Source organism: Salinicoccus cyprini, from assembly GCF_007713705.1.
In the GTDB taxonomy this organism is placed as follows: Bacteria; Bacillota; Bacilli; order Staphylococcales; family Salinicoccaceae; genus Salinicoccus; species Salinicoccus cyprini.
Map to the genome: position 1 here is coordinate 202877 of NZ_VMSJ01000003.1, position 11963 is coordinate 214839.

Sequence of the window (11963 nt, forward strand, 5' to 3'; positions counted from 1 at the left end):
ATGCTGCATCAGTTTGCGGTGATGGTCTCAAGCTTCTTCATCTGGTTATCAAGCACCTGTTTGACAATCGGTCTGGCCCCTTTTAAAATCAGTGCGTACCGTCTGCTCTCTGCGTCGAAATGGCTTTCCACCTGTACCCTCGTCTCTTCCGGTCCTTCTGGTTCCAGTCTGAATGATGATGTGATGATTCCCTGCTTGAGTGTCGTTTTCACTTCGATGAAGCGGTTCTCTTCATACTCGGTGATGGTCGAACGGAACTGATATGTCTTATTGAGTACTTTCATCATCGTTCTGAACTTCGTGCCCACTGCACGCTTGTCTTTCGTGTTATAGATGTTGCCTGCAAAAATCGGACTCCATTCCTTCAGCTTATCGTCATCGTTGACGACCGCAAATATCTGCTCGGGTGTTCCCTTGATCCGTTCATCATAAGTATAGAGTTCCATGGTTATCTCCCTTTTAAATGCTATGTAATTATTTTCTAAAATTTTAGATATTTGTTAAAAATTATACAGTTTTATTTTTGAATTTTCAATAATCATTGCGTTATTCATCATTAAAACGCTATTATTATAATAAAAAAAGAGGTGGTTGCATGTTGAATATGAGCAGGGATCGGGACATTGCCTACAGTGATATCAAACAACTGTACATGGGCAGTGGGGATACACCGTATGAAAATAGACTCGATGCATTGCATGAAGCCATCATCCGCTCCGATTATCTGGTCACAGCATGGGATGGAGAAATGCTTGTCGGACTGCTCCGCTCTTCCGGAGACATGCAGTTCACTCAAGTCATTGCGGATTTTCTTGTGCATCCGGAGCATCATACGAAAGGCATCGCCTCGAAGCTGATGAATGCTTACATCAAGGACACTGCCGATGTGGAGAAGATCTACCTGTTCATGGACGATGGGCTGGCGAGTGCATTCACCAGAAACTGGCTCGTACATAAAGGATTCCGCATCATCAAGGATGGCGAGGACCTGTGCATCTACCTGAAACGCAATCTGGTCTCATGAACAAGAATAACCTGGAAGCTTCTGCTTCCAGGTTATTTCGTCTATATGAAATAGTTGCCGAGCACACTGTTGACGTCGTGGACGACGACGAAGGCCTTCTCATCATACCGTCTGATGAGGCGCTTGAGACGGGTCAGCTGTGATTTATTGATGATGACATAGAGGATATCCTTATCCTCCTGCGTATAGAATCCGCGGCCATTCATGATGGTTACACCGCGTCTGATTTCGCTGTTGATCATCTTGCCGAGCCGGTCCGGATGATCGGAGATGATGGTGATCGCTTTTTTGGGGTTCATCCCTTCGATGATGAAGTCCATGACCTTCATCGCGATATAGAGCGCAATGACAGTGAGCAGCACCTGCTCGAGTGTCATGACCGTGAGGCCGATGGTGATGACCACCATATCGAAGAACATCAGTGCATAGGAGACATTGACGTCCATGTACTTGTTGACGAGACGGGCAAGAATCGTCGTGCCGGCAGTCGTCGCGCCGATGCGGATGATCAGACCGATGCCGAGACCGACGAGTGCACCGCCGAATACGGTATTGATCAGTATCTCATCGGTCTGTATGCGCCACGTTTCCGTCAGCCACAGGAAGAACGATGTCAGAAATACGACGACAATCGTATAGTACATCGCACGCCTGCTCAGAAACTTGAAACCGATCACGAGAAGTATCGAGTTCAGCACAAAGTTCGACACAGCCGGAGAAATATCGAACGCGTAGTAGAGAATAATTGCAAGGCCCGTGACGCCCCCCTCACCCAGATTGCCGGCGATCATGAACGAATTGACACCGATGGCAAAAATAAAAGACCCTATGATTACCGTAGCAATATTGATCAGGGTCTGCTGGGTGATTCCGGGACCGAATGCAAGCCTTTTTTTATCAAAATTGATGTTTTTGAGCCTTTTTCTGATCTGCACAATCATCCGCCTCCTCGTTGTTTTTATTCCACCGATACATGATATACGATAAAGGGAAATTTTTCAACTTGAGTCAGTACACTGACACTATTCCGCATGGCTCTCGGGCACATTGATCCTGATGCATGCCGGCACAAGCTCTATGTTCATGGATTCGAACGGCTGGGCGTCTCCATCGATATCCATCACCTCGAGACGGTCGGTATCAAGCGTCAGTTTCTGTGTCCGCATATAATGGACATTCTTATGCCTGGCAATTGTTCCACGCAGGGCGGCAATGATGATTTCCACAATCTCCATCGGACCGGAAGGCGTGATGTTCAGTATGTGCAGATGATGGTCATCCACCCGCGCTTCCGGCAGCAGGCGCGCGAAACTGCCGACTGAGGAGGTATTCGACACGATGGTCAGTATGGAATCCTCCATCACCTTCTCCTCAGCAGTGTCTATCTCCACCCGGTACTTCTTCATTGTGAACAATGCACGCAGGCCGGCATACAGATAGGCAAAAATGCCAAATCGGTTTTTGACTTTTGAACTGACTTTTGTAAATGATTCCATGAAGTCACCGAGTGCAATGAGATAGGCGGCATGGCGATCATTGAATCTGATGACATCTATATCCATCTCCTTCTGCGGACTGGACAGGTTCTCGATGGCTTCGTTCATATCGAGCGGGAGCCCGAGCGCACGGACATAGTCGTTGACCGTTCCTGCCGGCAGTATCGACAGACTGGAACAAGAGCCGCATTCCACCATGCCGTCGATGATTTCACCGAGCGTGCCATCGCCGCCTGCAGAGACGATCAGATCGGCATAGTCGGAGACCTCTTTGGCGAGATCCTTCGCATCGGACCCATCCGTATACAGCAGCTTCACATCGTATCCCTGTGCATGCAAGTTTCGTAGTACACCATACTCGATCGGCGGCTTTTTCTTCTTACCTGACTTCTTATTGATGATTACAGCAGCTTGTTTCATAAGTCTCCCCCATCGATGAATGTATTTACACCATTCTATAGGAATGGCAGCCGTATGTCGATTAAACCATGCCCCAAATAAAAGACATCCGGCAATGGCCGGATGTCCAAAATATAACTTTATTCTTTACGGAACCGTTAAATCCTAAAGAGATTCTGATACTGTGTTAACTACACTCTGTCGGTATCGTCTGTTCTTCTGCGTGCAGTGGCATCATCGGTTGTTCTGTCATTGACAGTGCCGTCAGTGCGGGTGTTCTCTTCATTTTCAAGAACAGGTCTTGTGCCTGGTGTATCATCTGCTGTTCTGTGGGTTGCCGGATCGGCAGCCGGCTTGTGATTCACATCATCATGATGCGCTTCACGACGTGCGCCATCATCCGTAATCATGCCGAAGAATTTCAGGCAGTAGAGTGCTGCAAGACCGACAAGGATGTAGACGACTTTGGAGAGGATGGCATCCTGTCCTCCAAATATGGAAGCAACGAGATCAAATTCGAACAGTCCGACCAGGAGCCAGTTGAGCCCACCGACAATTAGAAGTACGAGTGCAAGAATATCCAATGCTTTCATGTGCTCTCTCCTTTCTTGTCTTTACTAGTCCTTATGTTCCCTCTATGTGAGTGGGTAAACATGCGCTGTCATGTCTTCGGATATAAAAAATGGCCCCGGATTCGACCGGGACCCCCTCTAAGCATCCATTCTATTTTTGTAGACTGTGCCTGCCTTGGCGACAACCTGGATATTATCATTGTCCTTCAGAGCGCCGATGTTCTCGAGTGGATTCTCCTTTGAGAAGATGAAGTCGGCAACGTAGCCTTCCTTGACCAGCCCGATATCCGTATAGCCCATGCATTCGGCCGCCGTCTTTGTGGAAGCGACGATGGCGTCACTCGGCGTCATGCCGCATTCGACCATCAGTTCCAGTTCGCGCAGGTTTGTACCGTGCTTAAACACACCGGCATCCGTACCCATGGCAATCTTGACGCCCGCCTTATAGGCACGTGTGAAGCTTTCCTTGTGGATTTCAATGACTTCCTCGGACTTCTGTACTGCCGTCTTCGACATGCCGAGCTCTTCGGCAAATTCGAGTACCGATACAGGCGCGAGCAGTGTCGGCACGAGGTATGTACCCTGATCCTTCATCATGCCGCACACTTCATCATCGAGGAAGATGCCGTGCTCGATGGAATGGATGCCCGCTTCAATGCACTGTCTGACACCTTCCAGGCCTTGGGCGTGTGCCATCACTTTGACACCATTTCTGAACTTCGCCTCCTCGACAATGACTTTCAGTTCTTCAAGTGAGAACTGGGTGAACTTCGGATGGTCGGTCGGGCTCGATACTCCACCTGTCGCGTGTACTTTGATGATGTCTGCACCGGCCCGGAGCATTTCACGCGTCTTCTTGCGTACTTCCTCCACGCCATCACAGATGCCATGCGGCATGCCCGGATGCGCCTGGATGAGGTCCGTCACGACGCCGGAATAGTTGTAGCCGTCGCCATGCCCCCCTGTGATTGTCAGTGCATTGACACTGATCTGCATGCGCGGCCCTTTGACCAGGCCATCCTCGATCGCCTTCTTCAGTCCGAGGTCGCTGCCAAGCGCATCCCTTACCGTCGTCACACCTGCATTCAGCGTGCGGTTGAGGTATTCCATCGCCGCGTAGAAGTTGTAGGAGAAAGGTGTCACAAGCCGCTCTTCCACTGGTTTGAATTCCGTCATCATGTGGACGTGCGTATCGATCATGCCCGGGAGCATGTACTGCCCCTGACCGTCCAGCACTTGTGCATTTTCCGCTTCCGATTCATCTGCACCGATCGTCTTGAAACGTCCGTCTTCAATCAGGACATTCGTGCTGCTGACCAGTTCAGAACCTGTACCATCAATCAGATTGACATTTTTAATGAATAGTTTTTCCATTTTCTCCACTCCTAGTTTGTTTTTAGATCAGACTCATGATGAAGCTTGCGATGAAGACTGAAGCAACTGTAACCGTTACAAATCCACCAATCAGCATTGGTGTCACGAGTTCCTGGAATAGTGCATTTTCATCTTCCAGGTTGTCCGTTTCACTTCTGGCCACTTCCTCACAGATCAGGTAGTCGCCAGGAAACCCGATCAATGCGGTGAGTGCCACCGGAATGCCTTTATATGGGTGCCAGCCGACCAGTTTGGATGCGATGAAGCCACCCGTGATGATCCCGACTATGCCGAGCCCAAGAATGGCCCCGACAGCAGGAATGTTCGTCAGCGCGTCATTCGGCGTGATGCCACCCATTGAACCAATAATAACAAATATCAGGGCAACCATCATGAAGCTGAATGAATTGGCGGACTCGAGTGCACTTTTCGGCAGCAGGTTCGTATTCAGGGCAAGAATACCGAACAGCAGGCAGAAGAGTGTATAGTGGATGCCCGTAACGTCTCCGAGAAGGATGCCGAACATGCCGAGGAGGAAGATGACAAACAGCTTGATCGTATTGTTCTTCATCAGACTGAATCGTGATAGTCCCCTCTCCTCCTCGAAACCGACGCTGTCGGATCCCGTCGTGCTTTTATTTTTCATATATGCACGGCCGTACCGCTTCATGAAGAATGTGGACAGCGGCATCCCGATGACCCCCTGGAATGCCTGTACAAGCACGGGGACGACAATCAGGCTCGTCATTCCAAGGTTCGTCAGTGTCTCATTGGTGATCAGCAGGGCAACGACGCCGCCCGATAGCGGACCGATGCCACTTGCAGCCGTAGTAAAGTCGAACATGAGTGTGACGAGTGTAAGCACCAGCGTCAGTGCCCCCACCAGTCCGGATAGTGCGATGATGACGGCACGCCACTGCATTTTCAGAATGGAAAAACGCATGAGCGTACCCATATGTACAATCAGAGGGCCGATCAGTATTGCACCCAGCGCCGGAAGTGTGGAGAGTTCAAGAATATTTTCCGGAAATATTCCTATCCATGTAAGTATCAGAAAGCCAAGCATTGCGGTCAGCAGCATCGGAACTCTGGCCCGGGTCAGGACCGAGAGGAGTTCTCCAAATGCAATCAGCGCAAATATCATGACCGTCGCAACGATGGGTTCTTGCAGCATGATTAATTCCTCCTGAATATTTATGATGTACGTAAGTATAAGCCTTGACGGTCATAAAGGAAAGATGTTTTCTGAAAAAATAGATGATTCTGATAATGAATGCGTTTTCATTAAATAAGGGAGGCACGCAGTGTGCCCCCCTTAAAATATACTCTATTCCTTTGTATCGAAGGTATTCCGGGCAATGCTGAGTGATCGGAGCATTGCGGTCTTCTTGTAGTGGTGATCCTCGAATTTGCCGAGAATGTCGGAAACCACCTGCACACCGTCCGCAATATATTCACCCTTGTTCAGCATGATGCACTCGGTTCTTGAACCGGCGACAACGTCTGATATTTCAGAGCGTGTCGGTATGCCTGTCTTCACCAGCGATTCGACGACCTGCGTCGCCCAGATGACCGGCACATGTGCCGCTTCACAGATCCATAGCACCTCTTCCTGTATTTCCGACAGCCGCTCGTAGCCGATTTCAACAGCCAGATCACCACGTGCCAGCATGACACCGAACGGCCGTGCACCAGCTGCACGCTGGATGATATCCGGCAGGTTCCTGATGCCTTCAGGCGTTTCGATCTTTGCGATGATCGGCATATCCTGCTTCTCTTTGGTGAGCCGTTCTCCGAGTGCCGATTCTATCATGTCGATATCCTCCATATCCTTGATGAAGGAAAATGCGATAGCGTCCGCATGCTGTGCCGCGAAGTCGAGGTCCTTATAATCCTTTTCCGTCAGAACTGGCAGCTTGAAATCAAGATCAGGCAAGTTGATGCCCTTTTCGGTCTTGACCTTCACTCCGCCTTCCTTCACCGTGCGGGTGACTTCGCATATGACGCCCTGATCGACCCTTTCCTGTGCTTTTGCTTCAATATGGCCGTCATCCATCTTGATGTTCTGCCCGACTTCGACTTTACCGATCATCTCCGGCACGGAAGTATTGAGTGCAATCTCGATATCTTTCGGCAGTGTCATCGATGTATCGCCTGAGAGCAGAAACCGTTCGCCGACATCAAGCTTCGGGCTGCGTTTTGATGTCAGAAGGTGCATGGTTCTTATTTTCGGTCCGCTGATATCCATCAGAATCCGGCAGGACAGCCCGGTTTCATCCGCCGCCTTCCTGATGTTTTCGATCATGGCGGACCATACCGATGCATCATCATGCGCGCAGTTGATGCGTGCCATGTTCATGCCCGACTCCACCAGCTGCCTGACCAATTTATAGTTCTGCCCCGCTTCAGACGGCATCGTCACAAGTACGCGTGTATCCCGGTCTTCATGGGCGGGCCCGAAAATCTCATCCGAATTTTTTCTGAGTGCCTGGTTACGCTCGAGAAAAGAATCGGAGGAGCGGTAGTCGATATCCCCGACGTCTGCGTCTGCAATATAGCCGAGCGTGCGGACGACCGCATTCAGTGTGCCCATCACGTCCGCTTCCAGGCGGCCGAGTGATGACAGCCCCCATGGAATGAGCTTTTCCTGCAAAGCCCGCATATCTTTTCTGCGAAATGCCATATAGTAGGCCAGATTTCTGGCACTGTTACTGTACGCTTCCCTTATGCCGTCCCTGTTCCATTCACTGAAGAGGTCGTCCCCCTCCTGTCTGACCGATGCCCGGACATCCATGACTTCATCGAGCAGCGGCTGTGCGTTCTTCCTGTCCATCCGTTTCACCTCATTTGCATGATTTCTTCATAGTACAGTAGTCTATACCCGCTCAACGGAAATCTACCATGATAAAAAAGCGCCCTCGGACCATGAAAGGTCCGAAAGCGCCGAATTTTACATTCCCAGTCTGAACATCAGGTGCAGGGCTTCAAGGTAGCCGATATGAAGGATCACCCACAGTGTGAATCCGATGTAGCCATAGAGTTCAAGATCCTGGACCGAAAGTGCCGACAGTATGAAATAGAGCAGTGTCGTCACTGCTCCGATTGTCACCATGCCGGGCATATAGAGGTTTTTCTTGTAGACGTACAACCATTTGAGCACCGTGGCCAGAATGACGGATACTGCCAGATGAAGCAATACCTCAAGAACGATGCCAAAGCTGCCGCCATAGACAAAATCCACATTCAGAAGCAGTGTCGCAAGTTCCATCTCTGCTGCAAATTCAACATACGCGCATACCAGTAAAAGCAGCATGCCGGAAATGACGCCGGTCACAAGACCGGATGTTATAATTTTTCCCATGGTCGCTATCCTTTAGCAATGATTATTTCCGTTATTTTCACACTTCCATTATAGCATATGGCATATCTGAATTTAAGTCTGTTAAAAATGCATGAATGCATATATGATAAGTGTCAGGTCAAAGGAGGATCCCAATGCAAATTCTATCATTTGAAGAGGAAGCCAGGCATCTCGGCTTCATCACAGATTTCCTGAAAGTATTCAGAGCCGATCTCGAGATGAGACAGGGCCGCACCGCAGAGGGCATCGTCGGCACAAGATACGAGATCAACGAAAACATCTCGAATGCCATCGACTTTGAAGACGGCAACGTCATGGAATTCGTGCAGATGCTGCCGGAGATCAGAACGACTGAAATGAACTTCAACTATATTCATACAATGCTCGAACGGACGAAACGCATGATTCCAAAGCCGTATTTCGGCAAGATCACTGTCGATGGCGAAGCGATCTATATCGGTACCGGCACAATCAAGAACAAGGATAATGACATCCTGATCTATGACTGGCGGACCCCTGTTGCGAGCCTGTTCTATGAGAACCGGACCGGTGATCTGTCATATATCATCCCTGACGGCAGCAGAATCGATGCCACCGTCGAACAGAGGCGGCAGTTCATCATCGAAGACGGCACGCTCGTCAACATGTTCGACAGCGACATGTATATCGGTGATGAAATTCTCCAGAACATGATCACCGACTCATCACAGTCCCGGCTGAAGAATATCGTTTCGACCATCCAGCAGGAGCAGAATGACATCATACGGCTGCCCCTCTCTAGGGACACCCTTGTATACGGTCCACCGGGCAGCGGGAAGACATCCCTTGCGATGCAGCGGATCGCCTACCTTCTGTACCAGCACAAGAACACGCTCAACCCTGAAAATATACTGCTCGTATCCCCCAATGAAGTATTCAACGACTACTTGTCGGACGTACTGCCGGAGCTCGGCGAGAACCATGTCAAAAATACGACATTCTATCGTCTGCTGTCGCGCTTCCCCTACTTCAAAGGCAGAAACTTCGAGCACGTCTATGAGAACATACGCCGCCTGAGGGAGAGCGACTCCGGTCACGCCATATACGAATATAAAAATTCAATCGACTACTTCAGCACCCTTCATCAGTTCATCCAGTCGCTCGGTGAAGCGGGCATGGAATTCAGAAACCTCGTCGGAGAGAATGGCATGTTCTATACAAAGGAGGGGCTTGCCCACATCTTCTACAATGAACTCTCCGCCCATCCGGTCCGCAGAAGGCTCGCCAAGATGCAGGAGCGTCTGCTGTCCCGCTACACCGAGGAAATCAGAAGGCTGACGGAGGAACGGTTCAAAGCACTGCATGAGACAAACACGTACATCGGGGAAGAGAACGAACTGAAGAAGGAAGCACATGAATATGCGAAAAAGCAGCTTAGAGTGGTCCACCGTCAGATCTCACTCTTCCGTTTCGTCCATTTCGAGAAGCTGTACCTGAATTCGATTGGCGACAGGAAGTTCCGCAACCAGACGGTGCGTTCGATCAAGGAGAACGACTTTAAATATGAAGACATTGCACCGCTTCTATATCTCTATATCCATGTGCTCGGCAGGACGGACAGGCAGATCCAGCACGTGCTCATCGACGAAGTGCAGGATTATTCCAATATCCAGTACTATGTGATGCGCCATTTCTACCACAAGGCGACATTCACAAGCCTCGGAGACCCGAATCAGCAGATCCATCCGGGGAGGAAGGACCCGCTCATCGCACGTGACCATACGGAGAAGAGATTGGAACAGTCGTACCGTTCCACCAACCAGATCAACGCTTTTCTGAACAGCATCATCCCAGGGTCCATAAAATCCGTATCGGTCGATGGGGATGAGGTGCAGAAGATACGTACAGATGACGAAATCGAATACGTCAAGGCACTGCTCCGTAATGATGAGCATCCGCAGGTGGCCATCATTACACCGACGCGGGCAGCAGCAGACGCCTACTACAAGGCGCTGGAATCGGAATTCCCGCAGATCAAGAACCTCGGGGAGACGGATACACTCTACAACCAGTCGTTCATTGTCCTGCCCTACTATCTGTCGAAAGGGTTCGAATACAATACGGTCATCCTGACCAGCGCGCATGATTATGCGGATTCAAAGCATATCCTCTATGTACTCGCATCCCGCGCTACACGGCATCTCCATCTGCTGAATCCGGAAAGTTAGAAATATCCAATATATCCTACTTTACAAGTATGTTTTAATCCATTATAATAGTTCTACTTGATTACAAATTCAAAGGAGATAACATAATGGATGCATTACTTGTCATAATCAACCTCATTGCATTCCTGCTGCTGATCGGTGCACTCGTTGTGCTGAAGCGCCGGAATGTGAAATTTTCCTACCGTGTAATGATCGGGCTGCTGATCGGGCTCGTATTCGGTGCAGCACTGCAGCTCATCTACGGCGTTGAAAACACCGTCATTACAACTACGATGGACTGGGTCGCCATCGTCGGCAGCGGATTCGTCAGACTGCTGCAGATGATCGTCATGCCGCTGATCTTCATCTCGATCCTGAGTGCTTTTGCGAAAATGGACATCCAGGAGAAATTCCTGAAATCCGGTCTCAAGATCATCGGTATCCTGCTCGGCACAACAGCCATCGCCGCTGCGATCGGCATCACTACAGCACTCGTCTTCAATCTGGATGCTTCCAGCCTGAACCTGGGTGAAGCGGAAAACGAACGTGCACTGTCACTGGAAAGCACTGCTTCCGAAGTACAGGATCAGACACTGCCACAGCAGCTCGTTTCCCTGCTGCCGGCCAATCCGTTCCTTGACTTCACCGGAGATCGTGCAACTTCCACGATTGCTGTCGTATTCTTCGCCATATTCCTTGGCGTAAGCTTCGTCCGTCTCATGCAACGCAACCCGGAAAGTGGCGACAAGATCAGACAGGGTCTCATTGCCCTGAACGACTGGGTCATGCAGCTTGTCAAACTGGTACTGGCTCTGACACCATATGGTATCCTTGCCATCATGACATCCACCGTCGCAACAAGTGATTTCCAGGCCATCTACGATCTTGGACTGTTCGTCATTGCTTCCTACGCAGCACTGATCACGATGTACATCATCCACCTGCTGCTGATCTCACTCACGGGACTGAATCCGGTGCAGTACTTCAAGAAAACATCCGAAGCACTGCTGTTTGCCTTCACTTCCCGCTCGAGTGCAGGTACACTGCCACTCAACATACAGACGCAGCGTACTAGACTTGGCATTCCTGCAAGCATCGCCAACTTCTCAGGCAGCTTCGGGCTGTCCATCGGACAGAACGGCTGCGCAGGCATCTACCCAGCAATGCTCGGCATCATGATTGCCCCGGCCGCCGGTGTTGAAATCAACGCGCAGTTCATCCTGACACTGATCGCTGTGACCGTCATTGCTTCACTCGGTATTGCAGGTGTTGGTGGCGGTGCAACATTTGCAGCCATTATCGTCCTGTCCACGATGAATCTGCCGGTCGCACTGGCCGCTGTCCTCATCTCCATCGAACCACTGATCGACATGGGCAGAACCGCACTCAATGTCAACGGTTCAATGACAGCAGGCACCATTACTGCCAAAACGAACGGCACACTGGACAAGAGCGTATATAATGATGAAAACTATGGTGAGCTTGCAGCAGAAGCATAATATCAGCCGGTACCCTTATGGTACCGGTTTTTCTTTTGAAATTTTTTAATCT

11 protein-coding genes are annotated in these 11963 nt (G+C 50.0%); 3 read left to right on the plus strand and 8 right to left on the minus strand.

Going from position 1 to position 11963, the window contains the following annotated elements; all coding sequences use genetic code 11:
- Nucleotides 1–8 precede the first annotated feature (8 nt).
- Nucleotides 9–446: an SRPBCC family protein gene (locus FO441_RS08830; RefSeq protein WP_145288833.1), complete on the minus strand. Its 438-nt coding sequence runs from the start codon at nucleotides 444–446 to the stop codon at nucleotides 9–11.
- A gap of 149 nt (nucleotides 447–595) precedes the next feature.
- On the opposite strand from FO441_RS08830, the gene FO441_RS08835 reads away from it, so the two are divergent.
- Entirely contained in the window at nucleotides 596–1024 is a 429-nt protein-coding gene (locus FO441_RS08835; protein WP_145288835.1) for a GNAT family N-acetyltransferase, read from the plus strand.
- A gap of 41 nt (nucleotides 1025–1065) precedes the next feature.
- Here FO441_RS08835 and FO441_RS08840 read toward each other — a convergent pair whose 3' ends face one another.
- The 7 genes from FO441_RS08840 to FO441_RS08870 all read right to left on the minus strand — a co-directional run bounded on the left by FO441_RS08840 (nucleotide 1066) and on the right by FO441_RS08870 (nucleotide 8226).
- Nucleotides 1066–1959 carry a YitT family protein gene (locus tag FO441_RS08840; RefSeq protein WP_145288838.1) on the minus strand — a complete coding sequence of 298 codons (894 nt, stop codon included), beginning with the start codon at nucleotides 1957–1959 and terminating at the stop codon, nucleotides 1066–1068.
- An 87-nt stretch (nucleotides 1960–2046) separates the two neighbouring features.
- On the minus strand, nucleotides 2047–2940 hold the full coding sequence (locus FO441_RS08845) for a diacylglycerol/lipid kinase family protein (RefSeq protein ID WP_145288841.1): 894 nt from the start codon (nucleotides 2938–2940) through the stop codon (nucleotides 2047–2049).
- A 170-nt stretch (nucleotides 2941–3110) separates the two neighbouring features.
- Nucleotides 3111–3512, minus strand: coding sequence for a DUF378 domain-containing protein (locus FO441_RS12750; RefSeq protein ID WP_145288844.1), 402 nt, complete (start codon nucleotides 3510–3512; stop codon nucleotides 3111–3113).
- A 117-nt stretch (nucleotides 3513–3629) separates the two neighbouring features.
- Nucleotides 3630–4865 carry a metal-dependent hydrolase family protein gene (locus tag FO441_RS08855; protein ID WP_145288847.1) on the minus strand — a complete coding sequence of 412 codons (1236 nt, stop codon included), beginning with the start codon at nucleotides 4863–4865 and terminating at the stop codon, nucleotides 3630–3632.
- Nucleotides 4866–4887: 22 nt separating this feature from the next.
- Nucleotides 4888–6039 carry a hypothetical protein gene (locus tag FO441_RS08860; RefSeq protein WP_145288850.1) on the minus strand — a complete coding sequence of 384 codons (1152 nt, stop codon included), beginning with the start codon at nucleotides 6037–6039 and terminating at the stop codon, nucleotides 4888–4890.
- A 153-nt stretch (nucleotides 6040–6192) separates the two neighbouring features.
- Nucleotides 6193–7698 (minus strand): pyruvate kinase, encoded by a 1506-nt coding sequence (locus FO441_RS08865; protein WP_145288853.1) that lies wholly within the window; start codon nucleotides 7696–7698, stop codon nucleotides 6193–6195.
- A 117-nt stretch (nucleotides 7699–7815) separates the two neighbouring features.
- Nucleotides 7816–8226 carry a hypothetical protein gene (locus FO441_RS08870; protein WP_145288856.1) on the minus strand — a complete coding sequence of 137 codons (411 nt, stop codon included), beginning with the start codon at nucleotides 8224–8226 and terminating at the stop codon, nucleotides 7816–7818.
- A gap of 134 nt (nucleotides 8227–8360) precedes the next feature.
- Between FO441_RS08870 and FO441_RS08875 the strand changes: the two genes are divergently transcribed.
- Together FO441_RS08875 and FO441_RS08880 are read left to right on the plus strand one after the other, a co-directional pair.
- Nucleotides 8361–10433 carry a HelD family protein gene (locus FO441_RS08875; protein WP_145288858.1) on the plus strand — a complete coding sequence of 691 codons (2073 nt, stop codon included), beginning with the start codon at nucleotides 8361–8363 and terminating at the stop codon, nucleotides 10431–10433.
- Between the two features lie 86 nt (nucleotides 10434–10519).
- On the plus strand, nucleotides 10520–11911 hold the full coding sequence (locus tag FO441_RS08880) for an L-cystine transporter (RefSeq protein WP_145288861.1): 1392 nt from the start codon (nucleotides 10520–10522) through the stop codon (nucleotides 11909–11911).
- The last annotated feature ends 52 nt before the right edge of the window (nucleotides 11912–11963 follow it).

Bases quoted from the DNA above. Each gene is read 5' to 3' on its own strand.
- FO441_RS08830 (WP_145288833.1), bottom strand. From the start codon at position 446: ATGGAACTCTATACTTATGATGAACGGATCAAGGGAACACCCGAGCAG.
- FO441_RS08855 (WP_145288847.1), bottom strand. From the start codon at position 4,865: ATGGAAAAACTATTCATTAAAAATGTCAATCTGATTGATGGTACAGGT.
- FO441_RS08870 (WP_145288856.1), bottom strand. From the start codon at position 8,226: ATGGGAAAAATTATAACATCCGGTCTTGTGACCGGCGTCATTTCCGGC.
- FO441_RS08865 (WP_145288853.1), bottom strand. From the start codon at position 7,698: ATGGACAGGAAGAACGCACAGCCGCTGCTCGATGAAGTCATGGATGTC.
- FO441_RS08835 (WP_145288835.1), top strand. From the start codon at position 596: ATGTTGAATATGAGCAGGGATCGGGACATTGCCTACAGTGATATCAAA.
- FO441_RS08860 (WP_145288850.1), bottom strand. From the start codon at position 6,039: ATGCTGCAAGAACCCATCGTTGCGACGGTCATGATATTTGCGCTGATT.
- FO441_RS12750 (WP_145288844.1), bottom strand. From the start codon at position 3,512: ATGAAAGCATTGGATATTCTTGCACTCGTACTTCTAATTGTCGGTGGG.
- FO441_RS08875 (WP_145288858.1), top strand. From the start codon at position 8,361: ATGCAAATTCTATCATTTGAAGAGGAAGCCAGGCATCTCGGCTTCATC.
- FO441_RS08880 (WP_145288861.1), top strand. From the start codon at position 10,520: ATGGATGCATTACTTGTCATAATCAACCTCATTGCATTCCTGCTGCTG.
- FO441_RS08845 (WP_145288841.1), bottom strand. From the start codon at position 2,940: ATGAAACAAGCTGCTGTAATCATCAATAAGAAGTCAGGTAAGAAGAAA.